Origin of the sequence: Tepidamorphus gemmatus, assembly GCF_004346195.1 — a bacterium.
GTDB lineage: Bacteria > Pseudomonadota > Alphaproteobacteria > Rhizobiales > Tepidamorphaceae > Tepidamorphus > Tepidamorphus gemmatus.
Genome location: NZ_SMAK01000001.1, coordinates 226,302 through 244,472, shown reverse-complemented (window position 1 = coordinate 244,472; position 18,171 = coordinate 226,302). Strand labels below are relative to the sequence as shown.

The 18,171-nt window shown below is 67.7% G+C and carries 18 protein-coding genes; 8 read left to right on the top strand and 10 right to left on the bottom strand.

The window, feature by feature from the left end:
• Nucleotides 1-199: 199 nt before the first annotated feature.
• The 3 genes from EDC22_RS01160 to EDC22_RS01150 all read right to left on the bottom strand — a co-directional run bounded on the left by EDC22_RS01160 (nt 200) and on the right by EDC22_RS01150 (nt 3,234).
• A complete protein-coding gene (locus EDC22_RS01160; RefSeq protein ID WP_132804765.1) occupies nt 200-1,183 on the bottom strand; it encodes a calcium/sodium antiporter in 984 nt (327 codons plus the stop codon).
• Nucleotides 1,184-1,530: 347 nt separating this feature from the next.
• A complete protein-coding gene (locus EDC22_RS01155; RefSeq protein WP_132804764.1) occupies nt 1,531-2,283 on the bottom strand; it encodes an outer membrane protein in 753 nt (250 codons plus the stop codon).
• Nucleotides 2,284-2,562: 279 nt separating this feature from the next.
• Nucleotides 2,563-3,234 carry a glutathione S-transferase family protein gene (locus EDC22_RS01150; RefSeq protein ID WP_132804763.1) on the bottom strand — a complete coding sequence of 224 codons (672 nt, stop codon included), beginning with the start codon at nt 3,232-3,234 and terminating at the stop codon, nt 2,563-2,565.
• A 185-nt stretch (nt 3,235-3,419) separates the two neighbouring features.
• On the opposite strand from EDC22_RS01150, the gene EDC22_RS01145 reads away from it, so the two are divergent.
• The 3 genes from EDC22_RS01145 to EDC22_RS01135 are packed head-to-tail and all read left to right on the top strand — an operon-like array spanning nt 3,420 to nt 4,658.
• Nucleotides 3,420-3,740, top strand: coding sequence for an ArsR/SmtB family transcription factor (locus tag EDC22_RS01145; RefSeq protein ID WP_132805102.1), 321 nt, complete (start codon nt 3,420-3,422; stop codon nt 3,738-3,740).
• Nucleotides 3,737-4,201: an SRPBCC family protein gene (locus tag EDC22_RS01140; protein WP_132804762.1), complete on the top strand. Its 465-nt coding sequence runs from the start codon at nt 3,737-3,739 to the stop codon at nt 4,199-4,201. The genes EDC22_RS01145 and EDC22_RS01140 overlap by 4 nt, the downstream gene beginning before the upstream one ends.
• A 40-nt stretch (nt 4,202-4,241) precedes the next feature.
• On the top strand, nt 4,242-4,658 hold the full coding sequence (locus tag EDC22_RS01135) for a GFA family protein (RefSeq protein WP_132804761.1): 417 nt from the start codon (nt 4,242-4,244) through the stop codon (nt 4,656-4,658).
• 354 nt (nt 4,659-5,012) lie between these two features.
• On the opposite strand, the gene EDC22_RS01130 is transcribed toward EDC22_RS01135, so the two are convergent.
• Nucleotides 5,013-5,792 (bottom strand): outer membrane protein, encoded by a 780-nt coding sequence (locus EDC22_RS01130; protein ID WP_132804760.1) that lies wholly within the window; start codon nt 5,790-5,792, stop codon nt 5,013-5,015.
• A 203-nt stretch (nt 5,793-5,995) separates the two neighbouring features.
• On the opposite strand from EDC22_RS01130, the gene EDC22_RS01125 reads away from it, so the two are divergent.
• Nucleotides 5,996-7,159 (top strand): aminotransferase class V-fold PLP-dependent enzyme, encoded by a 1,164-nt coding sequence (locus EDC22_RS01125; protein ID WP_132804759.1) that lies wholly within the window; start codon nt 5,996-5,998, stop codon nt 7,157-7,159.
• Nucleotides 7,160-7,166: 7 nt separating this feature from the next.
• Here EDC22_RS01125 and glmM read toward each other — a convergent pair whose 3' ends face one another.
• A complete protein-coding gene (gene glmM / locus EDC22_RS01120; RefSeq protein WP_132804758.1) occupies nt 7,167-8,510 on the bottom strand; it encodes a phosphoglucosamine mutase in 1,344 nt (447 codons plus the stop codon).
• A 377-nt stretch (nt 8,511-8,887) separates the two neighbouring features.
• Here glmM and EDC22_RS01115 point away from each other — a divergent pair, with 377 nt between their 5' ends.
• Complete coding sequence (locus tag EDC22_RS01115) at nt 8,888-9,460, top strand: response regulator (protein ID WP_132804757.1); 573 nt, start codon at nt 8,888-8,890, stop codon at nt 9,458-9,460.
• Between the two features lie 174 nt (nt 9,461-9,634).
• Here EDC22_RS01115 and ftsH read toward each other — a convergent pair whose 3' ends face one another.
• The 5 genes from ftsH to EDC22_RS01090 form a co-directional block, all read right to left on the bottom strand.
• Nucleotides 9,635-11,566, bottom strand: a complete 1,932-nt coding sequence (gene ftsH, locus EDC22_RS01110; protein WP_132804756.1) for an ATP-dependent zinc metalloprotease FtsH — start codon at nt 11,564-11,566, stop codon at nt 9,635-9,637.
• 168 nt (nt 11,567-11,734) lie between these two features.
• A complete protein-coding gene (tilS, locus tag EDC22_RS01105; RefSeq protein ID WP_165926738.1) occupies nt 11,735-13,069 on the bottom strand; it encodes a tRNA lysidine(34) synthetase TilS in 1,335 nt (444 codons plus the stop codon).
• A complete protein-coding gene (gene ybgF, locus EDC22_RS01100; RefSeq protein WP_132804754.1) occupies nt 13,059-13,976 on the bottom strand; it encodes a tol-pal system protein YbgF in 918 nt (305 codons plus the stop codon). Before ybgF ends, tilS begins: the two co-directional genes overlap by 11 nt.
• A 162-nt stretch (nt 13,977-14,138) precedes the next feature.
• Nucleotides 14,139-14,627, bottom strand: a complete 489-nt coding sequence (gene pal / locus EDC22_RS01095; RefSeq protein ID WP_132804753.1) for a peptidoglycan-associated lipoprotein Pal — start codon at nt 14,625-14,627, stop codon at nt 14,139-14,141.
• Nucleotides 14,628-14,844: 217 nt separating this feature from the next.
• Nucleotides 14,845-15,588, bottom strand: a complete 744-nt coding sequence (locus EDC22_RS01090) for a TSUP family transporter (RefSeq protein WP_132804752.1) — start codon at nt 15,586-15,588, stop codon at nt 14,845-14,847.
• 99 nt (nt 15,589-15,687) lie between these two features.
• On the opposite strand from EDC22_RS01090, the gene ruvC reads away from it, so the two are divergent.
• The 3 genes from ruvC to ruvB all read left to right on the top strand — a co-directional run bounded on the left by ruvC (nt 15,688) and on the right by ruvB (nt 18,095).
• Complete coding sequence (gene ruvC / locus EDC22_RS01085) at nt 15,688-16,200, top strand: crossover junction endodeoxyribonuclease RuvC (RefSeq protein ID WP_132804751.1); 513 nt, start codon at nt 15,688-15,690, stop codon at nt 16,198-16,200.
• A gap of 243 nt (nt 16,201-16,443) precedes the next feature.
• Nucleotides 16,444-17,058, top strand: a complete 615-nt coding sequence (ruvA, locus tag EDC22_RS01080; RefSeq protein WP_132804750.1) for a Holliday junction branch migration protein RuvA — start codon at nt 16,444-16,446, stop codon at nt 17,056-17,058.
• Nucleotides 17,055-18,095: a Holliday junction branch migration DNA helicase RuvB gene (ruvB, locus tag EDC22_RS01075; protein WP_132804749.1), complete on the top strand. Its 1,041-nt coding sequence runs from the start codon at nt 17,055-17,057 to the stop codon at nt 18,093-18,095. The genes ruvA and ruvB overlap by 4 nt, the downstream gene beginning before the upstream one ends.
• Nucleotides 18,096-18,171 lie beyond the last annotated feature (76 nt).

The following is an 18,171-nucleotide window of genomic DNA, read 5'->3' as shown; positions in this document are numbered from 1 at the left end:
CTTGTCGTTCGATGCGCCCCCGGCAGGACGGCCGGCATCGCCGGCGTGGCGCACGCCGCATGGTGCAGGCGGACACAGAGCCAATATCCTAGACGGTCGCGGCGGGCCGCGCACCGATGGGCCGGGCGCGGGGGCCGACCGATGCCCGTCGTGTCACCATGCGCGCCCTCCCGGACGAGATGGCAACCGGCGTACCCGATCAGGGCCAGATCAGATAGACGTAGCCTGCATAGGCGGCCAGCAGGGCCGCTCCCTCGACGCGGCTGATGCGCATGCCCGTCCAGGCGACCAGCAGCAGGACGGCGCTGACGGCAGTCATCGCGATATTGTCAAACGTCACGATGTCCTGCGGCACCGTGAGAGGCGAGATGGCGGCAGTGGCACCGCCGATCCCGAGAATGTTGTAGATGTTGGACCCGACGATGTTGCCGAACGCGACATCCGCCTCCCTGCGGAACGCCGCCACCAGCGAGGTGACGAGCTCCGGCAGCGAGGTTCCCACCGCAACGATCGTCAGCCCGATCACCGTTTCCGATATCCCGAGCCCGCGCGCCAGGTCGACAGCGCCGTCAACCAGCAGATGCCCGCCTGCGACGAGAAGCGCGAGTCCGATCAGGCACAGGCCGAGCGAGACCAGCGGGGAATGCGGCTGCGGCCGTTCGGGATCGAGCTCGGGATCGACTTCCTCGAGCGCCCGCGCCTTGTCGAAGATCGCCCCGTGCTCGCTCCGCGCGTCCCTCATCTCGATACGCACGATGACGGCCACATAGACGACGAGGGCCGCGAGAAGCGCCAGCCCGATGCCCCTGCCAAGCGGCATGACCGCCGACAGCACCGCGAACACGACGGCGACCGCCAGCATGATCGCGCCGTCGCGCTTGAGGCCGCGCGAATCGATCGCGATCGGATAGACGAGGGACGACAGTCCGACGATCAGCAGGATGTTGGCGATGTTCGAACCAACGATGTTGCCGATCGCGATGCCCGGGGTATCCCGCAGCGCCGCCTGCACGGAGGTCACCAGTTCCGGGGTCGAGGTCCCGAAGCCGACCACGGTGAGACCGATGACCAATGGCGAGATGCCAAGACCGACGGCCAGACGGACCGATCCGCGCACGAGAAGTTCACCGCCGGCGAACAGCAGTACGAGGCCACCGGCCAGGAGAAGGATGCTGAGAATCAAGGGACGGAATCTCGCAGGCAGAACATGATCGGAACTCGAGCGAAGGCTGGAGGAGAACCGTCCGCGGCCGGGTAGCGCAAGAGGTGGGATGCCGATCGCCGCAATGCAATGGCGTCACCCGGCCGGAGACGGATGTCGGTGTCGTCGGCGCGGAGCGCGTTGTCGGTGCGGCGCGTCAGCAGACACCCCACGGCAGGTGCGAACCAGACCGCACCGGCGTACGGCTTCCGTCACGGCTGGCCACGACCAGCCCGTCGGGATGGCAAGGCCTTTGCGCGGAGATTCGGATGCGGTTCAGGCCGCCACCGCCAGCGGCCGTCCCCCGCAGATCGCGGCGCGGCGCCGCCTCAGTCGATCCAGAACCGCACACCCAGGCGCACTTCGTGCGCGGCGATGTCCTTGATGTCGATCAGGCCGCCGACCTGATCGGTGGTCTGGACATCGCCGAGCGACAGGTAGCGGTAGTTGAGATCGAGCGTCCAGTTCGGGGTGACGTCATAGCTGACGCCCGCCATCGCCGCCCAGGCGAGGTTCCACTTCGATTCCGTCGCGCCCATGGTCGCGATCGGGAACACGAGTGGCGGATTGAGCCCGACATAGTCGGCCACCTTGACGTAGGATCCGCCGATGCCGGCGCCGACATAGGGAGTGATGCCCTGCCAGGTGCCGAGATCGAGATAGGCATTGGCGAGCACCGTCCAGGCCGAGATCTTGGCGGACTCGGTGGAATAGCCCGGGAATCCGCAGACGAAGCACGGCGCCTTGCCGGTGAAGTCGGACGGGAACTCGTAGTCGACGGTGAGGTCCGTACGGAACCACGGGTTGAACCGGTAGCCGAAGCCCGCGCCGATCAGCCAGCTGTCGTCGAGGCTGGTGTCGTAGAAGCCGATGAGCCCGGTTCCGAGCGACGAATAGCTGCCCGAGGGGTCGGTATAGGCCTTGTAGCCGATGTCGCCGCGCAGGTACCAGTTGGAGCCGTATTCCACCGGCATAAGCGGCTCGATCATCGGCGGCTCGAACATGTCTGCCGCCCGCGCGCTGCCGGCGGTCACGGTCAGCGCCACCACGGCGGCGCCCAGGAGGATTTTCGGATAGTCCATGGCCGTGCTCCGAAGACTGCCCGCCGGAGAGACTCACGCAGCAGGCGATTACGTTCGGGACGGACTATGCGGAGCCATTCGTTAAACGTCGCTTAACCACGTTCCTTAACCACGAATATTTACCTGTTACCGCCCGGATGCTTGCGATCCGCCACCGGCCGTTGCGCAGGCGCAACATCGCGGCGCAACGCTCCGCACGGCGGCATCGCCGCGCCCTACCCGGCCGGCCACGACCTGCATCGCTTGGACTGATGGCCAGGTCAGGTCCGCGACAGGCTTTCACCCGCCCGGCGAGGCGGCGATGAAGAGCGCGCGTTGTGCCTCGAAGGCGCGCCCGAATGCGGGTCGCGCCTCACCACGGGCGACATAGGCGGTGAGGTTGGGGAACTCGCCCAGCAGGTCTGATCCGCCGAGCCTGCGCAGCACGTCGACCATCATCAGGTCGCCGGCGCTGAACGCGCCATCGAGCCAGGCGGTATCGCCCAGCCTGCGGGAGAGATCGCCCAGGCGCAGGCGGACCCGATCGTCGGCGAGCGCGATGCGCCTCGCGTTCCCGCCCTCCTCGCGCTCGAAGTACCCGATCATCTCGCGATCGACGATCGGCGGTTCCACCGTGCTGAGCGCCGCGAACATCCACACGATCGCGCGTGACCGTGCGCTCGCATCTCCCGGCAGCAGCCCGACATGCCGTTCCGCGATATGCAGAACGATCGCGCCCGACTCGAACAGGACCAGATCGCCGTCCTGGTAGGTCGGGATCTGTCCGAAGGGTTGCAGCGCCCGATAGGCGGGTTCCCTCATCTGGCTGAACGAAACAGGCTGGACATCGTAAGGCTGCCCCACCTCCTCGAGCACCCAGCGGACCCGCATGTCGCGCGCCAAGCCCCGACCGCGATCGGGTGACCGCTCGAAGACAGTGATGGTGGAGCGATTGTCGGATGTCGTCGACATGCCTGCCTCCTCCGTTTCGGCGCGGGACTGCTCCATGGTTCGCCTCCACCCCCGCCTCCGAAGGCTCCTATTGCTACCGTCGCTGCGAAGCGGGCGGAAGCACCGCCGACATGCAGGCAAACGCCTGCGCTTGACATGCAGGTATTTGCCTGCATATCTAGACCACGAGCATGCGAACGAGCCCGATGGACGACGACAGGATATTCAAGGCGCTGGCCGACCCGACGCGCAGGAAGCTGCTCGACCTACTGTACGAGCGGAACGGCCAGACGCTCGGGCAGCTCTGCGAGAACCTGGAGATGGCCCGCCAGTCTGTCACCCAGCACCTCGGCATCCTGGAGACGGCCAACCTGGTGAGCACCGTCAGGCGCGGTCGCGAGAAGTTGCATTTCATCAACCCGGTCCCGCTTCACGAGGTCTACGAGCGGTGGGTGCGCAAGTTCGAACATCAGCGGCTCGGCCTGCTGCATGACCTCAAGAAGGACCTCGAAGGAGACAAGCAATGACCAAGTCGACCACCAGCTTCGTCTACGTGACCTACATCGCCTCGACACCCGAGAAAGTCTTCGAGGCAATCACCAGACCCGATCTCGCCAGGCGCTACTGGGGCCACGAGAACGTCTCCGACTGGAAACCCGGATCGACGTGGCAGCACGTCCGCGCCAACGACGAGCGCACGGTCCAGCTCGTCGGCAATGTCATCGAGACCTCTCCGCCGACCCGTCTCGTCATCAGCTGGGCAAGCCCGGCTGAGGCCGACGACCCGGCCGCCCACAGCCGGGTGACGTTCGCGATCGAGGCCTACGAGGACATGGTCCGCCTGACCGTCAGCCACGATGAACTCGAGGCCGGAAGCGCCATGGCGAGCGGCATCTCCAGAGGCTGGCCGGTGGTCCTCTCCAGCCTCAAGTCCTTCCTGGAGACCGGCCGCGGCCTCGACGTCTTCGCCAAGCCGAAGACGGGTTGAGCCAGGCAGGAACCGCGACACGAACCGACGGAGCACAACGATGACCAAGCTCTACAGCGGCGCATGCGCCTGCGGCGCGATCCGCTACGAGACCCGCAGCGAACCGATCTTCGAGAACCACTGCCAGTGCCTCGACTGCCAGAAGCGAAGCGGCACGGGCCATGGATCCTACCTGACCTTCCCGCGGCGCGCCGACGTGACGCTCACGGGCGAGGCGAAGACCTGGGACATCATCGCCGACAGCGGCAACGTCAAGTCCCATGCCTTCTGCCCGACCTGCGGCACGCCGGTCTACCTGACCTTCGCCGCGATGCCGGACCTGTTCACGGTCCACGCCTCGAGCCTCGACGACCCGGCCATGTTCAAACCGCAGGTGGTCACCTACGGCATGCGCGCACACGCATGGGACCGGCTGGATCCCTCACTGGCGACGTTCGAGAAGATGCCGGCCGGTTGAGGCCCGCCGGCGCTGCCGCCTCCGGCCGGAGTTCCCGCAGGTTCAGCGCCAATGCGCCCCGCAGCGGCTCCTGGATCGGGCACGTCGCCGCCTCCGCTCCGACGTCGCCCCCGATCGGGCACGTCGTCTCCCCCTTAACGTCATTGCCGGGCTCGACCCGGCAATCTCGCGGCGGGGCAGGAGATGCCCGGGACAGGCCCGGGCATGAAGAGGGTGGGATGGCGAGGACAATGCCCCTGACAGCACCGCGCCGCGACGCCGCGGCGCGCCCCGGAGGGGCGGACTTCGCCCTCGCACCATCCGAGCGAAAGACGAAGCGGCCGCCGGCCGGCCCCTGCCTCGGTTGCCCCTGACTCAGTTGAACGCGTAGCGCACGCCCAGATAGACGTCGTGCGAGGTGATGTCCTTGAAATACATCGGATTGTAGATGACGTTGGTACCGTCGGAGGCGATCAGGTCGCCGCTCTGGGCGTCGCCGAGATTGATGTAGCGATAGCCGAGATCGACGGTGAAGGCGGGCGTCACCTCGTAGCCGACGCCCGCGTGCAGCGCCCAGGCGAAGTCCCACTTGGAACTGTCACCGGCATAGGCAACCGCGTTGTTGGGTACATTGACGTCCTGGAAGTGGCTGATCGTGTTGCGCGAGGTGCCGATGCCGGCGCCGACATAGGGCGTGATGCCGTACCAGGTGCCGAGATCGACATAGGCGTTGGCCAGGAACAGCCACTCGCTCTTCGAGGCGCTGTAGTCGTTGGTGCCGTCCCAGATGCCGTCGCCGGTGATGTCATAGCGGTCGAGCGCGCGGAAAGCGGCCTTGCCGCGATACTCGCCGGTGACGTCGACGCGGATCCAGTCGTTGAACCGGTAGCCCACACCGGCGCCGAACAACGGCGAGGAATCGAAGCCGCCGGAATCGAGGAACTGGAACACCGCTGGCGCGGCGAACAGAACATTGTCGATCTTGTCGACCGACTGGTTGGTCATGCCGATATAGCCGCGCAGGTACCAGCCGCCGACCACCGCCTCCGGCAGCGGCTCGAAATAGGGGGCCGGCATGTCGGCGGCCAGGGCGGACGCACCACCGAGCAGCGTTGTGGCAGAAAGGCCGAGGATCAGAGGACGAACTGCGCGCATGGGTCGATAGCTCCCGAACTGGCGCCGCCGCGTGACAACGACGCGATGATGACTAGGCTCGTCGGGAGAATGCCGGGCGAATCGTTAAATGCGGCTTAACCACGTCGCTTAACCAGTCCCGGTAACCATTTGTGATCGCTGAGTCCCGCTTCGGCACAGTCTCACGATCCAGACCTGCCGGACACACCGCACTGGATACCCGGATGACCGCCCCCTCCCCGATCGACTGCCAGCGCAGCCTGTTCGACCTGCCGCGCCAAATTGCCTGGCTGAATTGCGCCTACATGTCGCCGCTGATGACTGCCGCTGTCGCCGCCGGCGAGGCCGGCCTTCGTCGCAAGGCACGGCCGTGGCAGCTGACGCCGCGCGACTTCTTCTCCGACTCCGAGCGCGCCCGCGCCCTGTTCGCGCGCCTTGTCGGCGCCTCACCGGGCGACATCGCGATCGTCCCGTCCGCCTCCTACGGCATCGCCGTCGCGGCCGCGAATCTGCGCGTCGAACCGGGTCAGGAGATTGTCGTGCTGGAGGACCAGTTCCCGTCCAACGTCTACGCCTGGCAGCGCAAGGCGGCCGACAGCGGGGCGAGCCTGCGCATCGTCCGGCGTGCGGAAGCCGTGGCCGGTCCGGGTATCGACTGGACATCGGCGATCGCGGCAGCGATCGGCGGGCAGACGGCAATCCTTGCACTGCCCCATTGCCTGTGGACAGACGGCTCGCTCGTCGATCTGGTGCGCGTCGGCGCCTTGGCCCGCGCCCACGGCGCCGCCCTGGTGCTCGACCTCACCCAGTCCGCCGGCGCCCTGGCTTTCGATGTGGCAGCGGTGCAGCCCGACTTCATGGTCGCGGCGGCCTACAAGTGGCTGCTCGGCCCCTATTCACTGGGCTTCCTCTACGCCGCGCCGCACCGGCAGAATGGCAGGCCGATCGAGGAGAACTGGATCATCCGGACCGGCTCTGAGGATTTCGCCCGCCTCGTCGAGTATGCCGACGACTATCAGCCCGGCGCGCGCCGCTACGACATGGGCGAGCGATCGTCCTTCCACCTGATGCCGGTCGCGGTCGCCGCGCTCGAGCAGATCCTCGGCTGGGACGTGCGGCGCATCGCCGCGACGCTGGCCGCGCGCAACCGTACGATCGCCGCGCGCGCCGCCGGCCTCGGCTTCACCGCGCTTCCCGACGACTGCCGCGCCGGACACTTCCTGGGGATCAGGCGACCCGGCGGCGTGCCCGAAGGCCTGCTGGCGAAGCTCGCGGCGCAGCAGGTCTTCGTCAGCGTCCGCGGCGATTCGATCCGCGTCACGCCGCACCTCTACAATGACGACGAGGACGTCGAGCGCTTCTTCGACGCGCTGGTCCGGGCGCTGTAGGGGAACCCTACGCCGCGCCCTGCAGCGCCTCGACGATGTCGCCGACGACCGCCTCGACCAGCCGCTGATCCTCGCCCTCGGCCATGACGCGGATCACCGGCTCGGTGCCGGAGGGACGGATGACGAGACGTCCGGCACCGGCCAGCCGATCCCTGGCCTCCTCGATCGCCGCAAGCACGTCTTTCGACTCCAGCGGCCGGCCGCCACGGTACCGCACATTGCGCAGCACCTGTGGCAACGGTTCGAAGCGGTGGCAGACCTCGCTGACCGGCTTGCCCGACCTGGCAACCACGGCGAGGAGCTGCAGCGCCGCCACCAGCCCGTCGCCGGTCGTGGTGAAATCCGACAGGATGATGTGGCCGGACTGCTCGCCGCCGACGTTGAACCCCTGATCGCGCATCGCCTCGAGCACGTTGCGGTCGCCGACCGGCGTGCGCACCAGCTCGAGGCCGATCGAGCCGAGATACCGTTCGAGACCCAGGTTCGACATCACCGTGGCAACGATGCCCGGCTTCGACAGCCGGCCGTCCTCGTGCCACGACTGCGCGACAACAGCCATCAGCTGGTCACCGTCGACGATCCGTCCGCGCTCGTCGACGATGATGACGCGGTCGGCATCGCCGTCGAGCGCAATGCCGATGTCAGCACGCACCTCGTGCACCTTGCGACACAGCGCGTCGGGTGCGGTCGAGCCGCAACCCTTGTTGATGTTGAAGCCGTTCGGCTCCACGCCGAGCGTCACCACCTCGGCGCCCAGCTCCCACAGCGCGTCGGGGGCGACCTTGTAGGCGGCGCCGTTGGCACAATCCAGCGCCACCCTGAGCCCGTCGAGCCGCAGGTCGCGCGGCAGCGTGCGCTTGGCAAACTCGATGTATCGGGCGTGTGCACCCTCGATCCGCTTGGCCCTCCCCAGTGCGGCGGAGGCGGCAAGGTATTCGCTCATGTCGGAGTCGATAAGGGTCTCGATCTGATCCTCCGTGCCGTTCGACAGCTTGTAGCCTTCCGGGTCGAACAGCTTGATGCCGTTGTCATGATAGGGGTTGTGCGAGGCCGAGATCATCACGCCGAGATCGGCCCGCAGCGACCGGGTCAGCATCGCGACCGCCGGCGTCGGCATCGGCCCCAGCAGGAACACGTCCATCCCGACCGACGTGAAACCGGCGACCAGCGCGGATTCGATCATGTAGCCCGACAGGCGCGTGTCCTTGCCGATCACCACCCGGTGCCGGTGGGTGCCGCGCCGGAAGGCGATACCGGCGGCCATACCGGCCTTGAGCGCGATCTCCGGCGTGATCGGATAGCGGTTCGCGAGGCCGCGAATCCCGTCGGTCCCGAAATAGCTGTTGCTCATCGGCGCACTCCCCGTCTCACGAGACCTCCACGACGGCCCGCAGCGACTCGACGCCTCGGGCCGTGCGGCACTGGCGGCGTCGATCCGGGCGGCATTATGGCCGCACCCTACGGCAGAAAGGTTCAAAATTGATGAGCGAATGTTGCAGTCCCGGATCCGGAGGAAAGTCTACCGCCAGGCGCCGGCATTGCCGCGCGGCGGCATGAACGCCAAGGGGGCGACCGGGAACAGGTGGTGGCCGATCCATCGAGCTTTCTGCAAATTGCAACGGCGCGCGAAAAGCCCGCTTATGCTGACATGGCTAGTCTGGCGCCGTATCGGGTCACATCGGCATCCCCGGATCAGCGCTCCGGGGCTGTCGGCTCGCGGGAAACGTCGTGTTCGATCGCAAGACCGCCCCGCTGCGACCGCTGGCCGAACTCAGGAACACCTCGATCGGCCTCGTCGACAGCTATCCCTCGATCGCGCCGCTACTGCGCGACGTGCTGGCGATATGGGAGATGCGCCGCATGGGCATCGTGGGCGAGGCCTGCGATCCGATGACGCTGGCGCAGCTGTCCGCCAGCCAGCCCGACATCCTCATCATCAACGCGATCGGTCGCCTGTCGTCCTCGCTGGCGCTGGCCGCGGCGGTGCGCAACCGCCATTCCTTCCCAGATCCGTTCCTGCCGATGATCATCGTCATGGCGAACGTCACCCGCGAGCGTGTGCTGCGTGCCCGCGACACCGGCATCGACGAGTTCCTCGCCTTCCCGTTCAGTGCCAAGGCCCTCTACCAGCGCATCGAAAGCATCGTCTTCGACCGCCGCGGCTTCGTTGCAACCCCGTCCTATTTCGGCCCGGACCGGCGCCGCGGCGCAATGGCAACCTATCTGGGCGCCGACCGCCGCAGCGGCAGCAGCCTCCTCATCAACGCGAGAACCCGGCAGACCTACCTCGAGATCGGCTGAGACGGCTGACGCCGCCCCGCAACAGGCGAACGGCCCCCGAACGGGCCGTCCCTGAAGCGTGATCTGGTGACATGGAGTCCGGTTCACCGGTTTGATCGCAGCCAGACGAGACGCCGGCGTCGGATCGCTTCGGTCCGGTGCGAACCGCCTCCGGCGGTGATCCCGGCGTCCGCCTCAGGCCTGTGGCTGCGGTTCCATGCCGCCCGCCTCCGACTCGCCGCCGGAGCGCTTCGGCTTGCCGGCGGTCGGCACCGCGGAGGCCTTTGGCCGCGACCCGGTGTCGACCTCGGCATCGCGGATCGGCGGCTTGCCGTCGAGCAGGTTGCGGATCTCCTCGCCCGACAGCGTCTCGTATTCCAGCAGGCCGTTGGCGATCGTGTGCAGATCCTCGAGATTCTCGGTCAGCACCTTCTTCGCAGTCTCGTAGCCCGTGTTGACGAAGTTCCTGATCTCCTGATCGACCAGCTTCTGAGTCTCGTCTGAGACGTGCTGCTGGCGGGCAATCGAATGGCCGAGGAACACTTCTTCCTCGTTCTCGCCATACATCAGCGGCCCGAGCTTGTCGGACATGCCGAACTGGGTCGCCATTGCCCGGGCGAGCTTGGTCGCCATGCGGATGTCGGCGGAAGCGCCCGAGGTGACCTTATCGTGGCCGAAGATCAGTTCCTCGGCGACGCGGCCGCCCATTGCCACGGCGAGATCGGCGTAGCACTTGGCCCGGGTCAGCGACACCTGGTCGCGCTCCGGCAGCCGCATCACCATGCCGAGCGCGCGGCCGCGCGGAATGATCGTCGCCTTGTGGATCGGATCGGAGGCCGGCATGTGCAGCGCGACCAGCGCGTGGCCGGCCTCGTGGTAGGCGGTGAGGCGCTTCTCCTCCTCGCTCATCACCAGGGTCCGGCGCTCGGCGCCCATCATCACCTTGTCCTTGGCATCCTCGAATTCGGCAGCCGTCACCAGCCGCTTCGAGCGGCGGGCGGCCAGCAGCGCCGCCTCATTGACCAGATTGGCAAGGTCGGCACCGGAAAAGCCGGGGGTGCCGCGCGCGATCACCTTTATGTCGACATCCGGTGCGGTCGGGACCTTGCGGATATGCACCTTGAGGATCTTCTCGCGACCGATGACGTCGGGGTTGGGCACCACAACCTGGCGGTCGAAGCGGCCCGGCCGCAGCAGCGCCGGATCGAGCACGTCCGGCCGGTTCGTCGCGGCGATCAGGATGATCCCCTCGTTCGCCTCGAAACCGTCCATCTCGACAAGCAGCTGGTTCAGCGTCTGCTCGCGCTCGTCGTTGCCGCCGCCGAGCCCCGCGCCGCGATGGCGGCCGACGGCGTCGATCTCGTCGATGAAGATGATGCAGGGCGCGTTCTTCTTGGCCTGCTCGAACATGTCGCGCACACGGCTGGCGCCGACGCCGACGAACATCTCGACAAAGTCAGAGCCGGAGATGGTGAAGAACGGCACGTTCGCCTCGCCGGCGATGGCGCGGGCAAGCAGCGTCTTGCCGGTACCGGGAGGTCCGACGAGCAGGACGCCGCGCGGGATTCGGCCGCCGAGCCGCTGGAACTTCTGCGGATCGCGCAGGAACTCGACGATCTCCTCGAGATCTTCCTTGGCCTCGTCGACACCGGCGACGTCCTCGAAGGTGACGCGCCCGTGCGCTTCGGTCAGCAGCTTCGCCTTGGACTTGCCGAATCCCATCGCCTTGCCGCCGGCGCCCTGCATCTGCCGCATGAAGAAGATCCACACCGCGATCAGCAGCAGCATCGGGAACCACGAGACGAACACGCCCAAGAGCGAGGGCACGTCGTCGGTCGGCGGCCTGGCGCTGATCGCCACGCCCTTGTCCTCGAGCCGGGTTATGAAGTTGGGATCGTCGGGCAGATAGGTCTGGAAGGTGCGGCCATCGTTGAAGACGCCGCTGACCTGCGGCCCGGCGATGGTAACGGACCGCACCCGCCCCTGATCGACCTCGGACAGCAGCTGCGAATAGCTGATCTCGTTCGTTGCCGCGCGCTGGCTCGGGCTCTGGAACAGGTTGAACAGGGCGATCAACAGGAGACCGATGATCACCCACAGGGCGAAGTTCCGGAAATTGGCGTTCATTCGTGTCCTGACTGACCGGTGAGGCCTCGGAGCGGCCGGGCGGACCTGGTCCGCCGGGACGTTTCGACTGTTAAGATAGGCAGCTGCGGCAACCTTGCCAATGAGCCACGTCACTTTATCGCAGCGAGGCGTAAACGCTCCGTGTCCCGGCTGGGTTGCCTCTGCTGCTCAATGCCCTCCCCCGGCAAACCGCGTCGCGCCAAGGAAGGAGACCTCGAGCCAGGCCGGCGCAAAGGGGCCACCGGTTGCCGCCAGCGGCGCGGCGACGAGCCGCTCTCCGTCGTAGAGCGCTGGTGTCGTTCGGGCGGCAAGCGCCGGGATCGGGCGCATGAGGCCCTCCGCCTTCAGCACCGCCAGGCCGGCGCGGCCGAGCGGCTTCACCAGCACCGATGTCACCGGTACGGGGCAACTTGACGCAGCGATCCGGAACCGACGGTCCCAGACAAGTGCGGCCGCCTGTCCGAGCGCCACCTCTGGCAGCCCCGTGCGCCCTTCCTCGCGCATCACCAGCACATGCGCCCCCGCGCGCACGAATCGGCAGCCGGCGAGCGTCGCGCCTCGCTGCGCGCCGCCCGCCGCAAGCCAGCCATGCAGCCGCTCGAGCCGATCGAGCCGCGGCGGATAGTCGGCACCGCCGATCGCCATCACCAACCGCGCGAGCACCCGCAGCGCGATCTCCTCCGGCGCTGCGCCGAGCCGGTCCACGACGATCCGGCAGAAGCCTGCCCGATCGACGCTGACAGATTCCCTGGTCAGCGCGGCGGCTGCCGATTCAAGGGCTTCGCGGGCCCGGCGCATCCGCCGGGCGGTGTCGGCGAGACGGCGTGGGGTCAGGCCCTCGGCGGCGAGCGCCGGCGCCAGCGCGCGCAACCGCGCCCGCGCAAAGGCGGGATCGGTGTTGGACGGATCCTCGCTCCAGGCGACGCCAGCTGCCGCGAGCGTCGCGACGAGGCGCGACTTGGGCACATCGAGCAGCGGCCGGTGAATCGTCAGTCCCTCGCGAATCGAGCGGAAGGCCATGGCGGCGAGTCCGTCGACGCCGGAGCCCCTGGCGAGCCGCAGCAGCAGCGTCTCGGCCTGATCGTCGAGATGATGGGCCGTCGCCAGATCGCCGATCCCGAGCTGATGGCATCGTTCGGCCATCAGCCGATATCTTGCCGCACGGGCCGCCGACTGGATGTCGCGACGCGGCCTATCGCCCTCCCAGGTCAGGATTTCGTGGCGCAGCCCTGCCGCCTGCGCCATCAGCTGGACCCGCTCGGCCTCGGCGCGCGACTCCGCCCTGAGACCATGATCGACGGTAAGCACCAGAACCCGAGGCTTCGCGCGGCCGGCCCGCCAGCCCGCGACGAGCCGCATCAACGCCAGGCTGTCGGGGCCACCGGACACGGCGAGCGCCAGCGCCGGCAGTTCGGCGAGCGGCGCGAGCAGTTGTTCCGCCTCGGCCGGACAGATCGGACTGAAGTCCCGCCGGAAGCCATCGGATCCGGGTTCAGCAGCCACTTTTCTGCATTTCGCTGCGGGCGCGCTCCTGCACCGCCTGCGGCGCCCGAGGATAGCGACGCGGCAGCTCGGCGAAGGTGGAGCAGGCCGCATCGGTCTGGCCGAGTTCCTTCAGCGACATGCCGAGCTTGTAGAGGCTGTCGGGCGCCTTGGCGCTATCGGGATAGTTGTTGAAGCCCTTCAGGAACGCGTCCGCCGCATCGCGATAGTTGCCGCGCGCGTAGAGCGACTCGCCCAGCCAGTACTGGGCATTCCCGGCCAGTTCGTCGCCCGGGAAGCGTGTCAGGAAGTCACGGAAGCTCGCCTCGGCCAAGTCGAACTCACCGCGCAGGATATAGCCATAGGACAGATCGTAGGCGTCCTTCGGGCTGTCGGTCGGAGCTGCGACGAGCTGTGCACCGAGCGGCTGTGGCGGCGCGCCGAGGATCTGGCCCTGCTGGCCGGGCTGGCCGAGCCCGAGCGTGCCCGGCTGACCGAGCGCCTGCGACAGGTCGAGCGGCTGTCCCGCGCCCTGGACCGGAGCACCCGTCGGCGCCTGCCCAAGTCCCTGACCGAGCATCTGCGGCTGGCCGGACGGCTGCTGCGGATACTGCATGACATGCGGCTGGCCGGCGACCGACGGTGCGTTCGCCGGAACGCCGCCATGGCCCATTTCCTGGAACCGGTACTCGGTGTCCTCCGACATCCGCCGCATCATGTCCTGCATCTGCCGGAGCTGGAAGGTGAGCTGCTCGACCTGCCCGTTGAGCTGGCGGATCTGGTCCTCGAGCGTGGTGATCCTGAGCGACATGTTGGCGGCGCTCGCCGGATCGTAGCCGGATTGGGCGAGCGCAGCGGGCGGCAAGGCGATCATCGCGAGCGCTACTGCCGCCGCACAGGTCAGGCGGTCGGAAAGGATGAACGACATGGTGATCGGACCGGTCCGGGTCGGATGTTGCTGAAATCGGCCGATACCATAGCCGCAACTGGGACCAAAGTTTGGCGCATCCGCAAGGAATTCGGCCCGCCACCAGGGGCGGGCCGACCATCCGTCACGAGGCAGCGCCGGGCCGCCGCGCCAGCGCGCCGATCAGCTCCCCGGCGCGTTGTTGACCACCGTGACGGCGCGACGATTCTGCGACCAGCAGGATTCGTTGTCGCAGACAGCGACCGGCCGCTCCTTGCCGTAGGAGACGGTGCGGATGCGCATCGGCTGGACGCCCTGGGCGACCAGGAAGTCGCGCGCCACCTGCGCGCGCCGGGCGCTGAGTGCCAGATTGTATTCGCGCGTGCCTCGCTCGTCGGCATGACCTTCCACGGTGATCGTATAGGATGGATACAGCGCCAACCATTGCGCCTGACGGCGGAGCGTGTCCTGCGCCTGGGCGGTCAGCGTGACGGAGTCCGTCTCGAAGAACACGCGGTCGCCGACATTGACGACGAAATCCTGCGCGCTGCCCGGGGTAACGTTACCGACCCCCGGCTGCTGCTGCTTCTGGGCGCAGGCCGCAACCACAAGCGCCAGGACAAGCAAGGCCATCAGGCGCACGCCCCGGCCCATCACCATGAAACTTGACATTCCGGCAAACTCCCTCGACTGGACCGGATACACGTACGGTTTACCTAGGCGGTTTTCCTTAACCGCTCGTTCCGAAACGTGGTTAACGCCCCCTCGCCCCCAGTCCGGACGGCAGGTCCGACGCACCTGCAGTGCCCGGCGCGATACCTTGTTGTCAAGGTTCGACACGCCGTGCACCTGCTCCGGAGAAGCTGCACGACCTGGAGACTCCGAACATCTAGCGCAGCAGGCCGTCGAGCAAAGGCAGGCTGCTGACCGCGGCCGTGGCAATGATCGCATAGGCGAGCCTGCGATAGCCGCGCTCGCTCGCCCGCCGGAACATCCGAGCCCCGAGGAACAGCGCGATGCCGTAGGCCGGGGCCAGCATCAGCGTCTGGCGCATCGCCTCGACCGTGAAGAAGCCGTTCCAGGCATAGGCTGCGAACGAGGAGGCGCTGACGATTGTGAAGAAGCTGATCAGGTTGGCGCGCACCGTGACCGACGTGTTGGGGCCGCTCATCCAGAACACGATGACCGGCGGCCCGGCGATCTGGGCGAGGCCACCGAGCAGCCCCGAAACGCCGCCGACGCCGGTCGCGACCACCGGTCCGGGCTGACCGGCATAGCGCCAGCCGGACATCATCAGCGCGAGAAGTCCGAGCACTACCGCGCTGATCGCCCAGCGGATGGCCACCGGGTCGCCGATCGCCAGCACCGCCGCCCCCAGCGGTACGGTAAGCGTCGCGCCGATCGAGGCGGGCAGTACGGTGCGCCATGCGCAGATGCGCATCGCGCTCCAGACCAGCGGCATCATAAGTACGGTGCTGGTCACCAGGAATGAGGCGGCGGCCACACGCGGTTCGATCAGCGCACTCGCCACCGGCATGAAGATCATCGCGCCACCGAAGCCGGCGAAGCCGCCGACGAAGCCGGCCAGTGCGACCGCCACGATCGCCACCAGGGTTGCGGAATCAGGAAGCATGCGGATAGCGCGGAGCACGGATCAGGTGAGGCGCCAGCATAGCGCATCCGAGCGCCTGCCGCGCTGGTCTTGCCGGCATGCATGGGGCTAGATCGGCGCATGGCAGCGTCCACGATTCGCATCATCGGCATCGACCCCGGCCTGCGACGCACCGGCTGGGGCGTACTCGACCTGACAGGAAATGCGCTGGCCTTCGTCGGCGCCGGGTGCGTGACCTCCGACGAGCGGCTCGGCCTCGCCGAGCGGCTGCTGCAGATCCATGCGGGGCTGTGTGCGGTCCTCGACGCGCAGGCGCCGCATGAGGCCGCCGTCGAGCAGACCTTCGTCAACCGCGACGCCGCCGCAACCCTGAAGCTCGGCCAGGCGCGCGGCATCGCCCTGCTGGTTCCGGCCTCGCGCGGACTCCCGGTCGCAGAATACGCACCGAACCTCGTCAAGAAGACGGTGATCGGCACCGGCCACGGCGACAAGAAGCAGATCCGGATGATGATCCAGGTTCTCCTGCCGAAGGCGCGGGTCGATAGCGACGACGCGGCCGACGCGCTCGCGATCGCCGTCACACACGCTCATCACCGGGCGTCAAGGGTGCTGGCCAAGGCGCTGGCCGGATGAGATGTTCTTGACTTGTTCACGCCATCGCGCCTAGGAATCCCTGCAGGGAATTGTAGCCATGCAAGTGTCGACAATAGGCCGTGTGACGATCCCGGAATGCGTGCGCGCCGGCTGCGGGTTCACGTCCGGCATCGGAGTTGACGTCACCGTGACGGAGAGCCCGACAGCCATCATGATGAACAGGCCGGCCGACGAAGCCCCGACGACATCCGGAGACGAGTCCTCGTCCATGCGAGCGCGACGGTGATCGGCAAGCTGAAGGGCACCGTCGACTCGCTCGGCGAGGACTGGGCGATCATTGATGTCGGTGGGGTCGGCTACGTGACGACCTGCTCGACGCGCACGCTCGCCGCGCTTCATCCCGGCGAGGCGGCCACGCTGTTCATCGAGACCTTCATCCGCGAGGATCACATCCGCCTCTACGGCTTCCTGAGCGAGGCGGAGCGGCAGTGGTTCCGGCTGCTGATCACCGTGCAGGGAGTCGGGTCGCGGGTGGCGCTGGCAGTGCTCGGAACGCTGTCGGTCGCGGATCTCGGCAATGCCATCGCCATGCAGGACAAGGCGATGATCGCCCGCGCCCCCGGCGTCGGGCCGAAGGTGGCGGGTCGCATCATCACGGAACTGCGCGACAAGGCGCCGACAGTCGGCGGCTTCGATGCCGCGTTCGCGAAGGTTGCCAACGAGATCGGCGACCAGCGCCTGCCCAGCGCATCGCGCGACGCGGTGTCGGCGCTTGTCAATCTCGGTTATGGTCAGGCGCAGGCGGGCGCGGCCGTCGCCATCGCGCTTAAGACGGCCGGCGCGGACGCCACCGCCGAAACGCTGATCCGGCTCGGGCTGAAGGAACTGGCGCGGTGAGCGATCGCCTGATCGATGCGGGAGAGCGGATCGAGGATGAGGCAGATGCCTCGCTCCGGCCGCAGACGCTCGACAGTTTCGTCGGCCAGGCCCAGGCGCGGCACAATCTCCGCATCTTCATCGAGGCGGCGCGCGCACGCGGCGAGGCGCTCGACCATGTGCTGTTCGCCGGCCCGCCCGGACTCGGCAAGACCACGCTCGCCCAGATCGTCGCGCGCGAACTCGGCGTGAACTTCCGCGCCACCTCTGGGCCGGTAATCGCGAGGGCAGGCGATCTCGCCGCGCTGCTCACCAATCTCGAGGAGCGCGATGTCCTGTTCATCGACGAGATCCACCGGCTCAACCCGGCGGTCGAGGAGATCCTCTATCCGGCGATGGAGGACTTCCAGCTCGATCTCATCATCGGCGAGGGGCCCGCGGCACGGTCGGTCAGGATCGATCTCGCCCGATTCACGCTGATCGGGGCGACGACCCGCTCCGGGCTGCTGACGACCCCGCTGCGTGATCGGTTCGGCATTCCGGTGCGGCTGGATTTCTACAATCAGGCGGAACTGGAACTGATCGTGCGACGCGGCGCCCGCGTGCTCGGCATCGACATCGCTGACGACGGGGCGATGGAGATCGCCCGCCGCGCGCGGGGAACGCCGCGGGTGGCGGGCCGTCTGCTGCGGCGTGTGCGCGACTTCGCCATGATCGTCGGCAGTGGCAGGATCGACCGGGCGATCGCCGACCGGGCGCTGATCGAGCTCGAGGTCGACGCGCTCGGCCTCGATGGCCTCGACCGGCGCTATCTGTCGACCATCGCGATGAAGTTCGGCGGCGGCCCGGTTGGCATCGAGACGATCGCGGCCGCACTGTCCGAGCCGCGCGACGCGATTGAGGAGATCATCGAGCCCTATCTGATCCAGCAAGGCTTCGTGCAGCGCACGCCGCGCGGCCGCCTGCTCACCCCGCATGCCTTCCGCCACATGGGCCTTGCCGTGCCGAGCGAATTCGCCCCGCAGATGGGGCTGTTCGCCGACGACGCCGAGCCGTGAGGGGCGGCAGCCTGCGCGAGGATCGGACGCGGATGTGATCGGCAACCGCGGTCGCACCGCAGCGCCGGACGGTGGC

Bases quoted from the DNA above. Each gene is read 5' to 3' on its own strand.
- EDC22_RS01155 (WP_132804764.1), bottom strand. From the start codon at position 2,283: ATGGACTATCCGAAAATCCTCCTGGGCGCCGCCGTGGTGGCGCTGACC.
- EDC22_RS01145 (WP_132805102.1), top strand. From the start codon at position 3,420: ATGGACGACGACAGGATATTCAAGGCGCTGGCCGACCCGACGCGCAGG.
- ruvC (WP_132804751.1), top strand. From the start codon at position 15,688: ATGGCAGCGTCCACGATTCGCATCATCGGCATCGACCCCGGCCTGCGA.
- ybgF (WP_132804754.1), bottom strand. From the start codon at position 13,976: ATGTCGTTCATCCTTTCCGACCGCCTGACCTGTGCGGCGGCAGTAGCG.
- EDC22_RS01140 (WP_132804762.1), top strand. From the start codon at position 3,737: ATGACCAAGTCGACCACCAGCTTCGTCTACGTGACCTACATCGCCTCG.
- glmM (WP_132804758.1), bottom strand. From the start codon at position 8,510: ATGAGCAACAGCTATTTCGGGACCGACGGGATTCGCGGCCTCGCGAAC.
- EDC22_RS01090 (WP_132804752.1), bottom strand. From the start codon at position 15,588: ATGCTTCCTGATTCCGCAACCCTGGTGGCGATCGTGGCGGTCGCACTG.
- pal (WP_132804753.1), bottom strand. From the start codon at position 14,627: ATGTCAAGTTTCATGGTGATGGGCCGGGGCGTGCGCCTGATGGCCTTG.
- EDC22_RS01130 (WP_132804760.1), bottom strand. From the start codon at position 5,792: ATGCGCGCAGTTCGTCCTCTGATCCTCGGCCTTTCTGCCACAACGCTG.
- EDC22_RS01150 (WP_132804763.1), bottom strand. From the start codon at position 3,234: ATGTCGACGACATCCGACAATCGCTCCACCATCACTGTCTTCGAGCGG.
- ftsH (WP_132804756.1), bottom strand. From the start codon at position 11,566: ATGAACGCCAATTTCCGGAACTTCGCCCTGTGGGTGATCATCGGTCTC.
- EDC22_RS01125 (WP_132804759.1), top strand. From the start codon at position 5,996: ATGACCGCCCCCTCCCCGATCGACTGCCAGCGCAGCCTGTTCGACCTG.
- EDC22_RS01135 (WP_132804761.1), top strand. From the start codon at position 4,242: ATGACCAAGCTCTACAGCGGCGCATGCGCCTGCGGCGCGATCCGCTAC.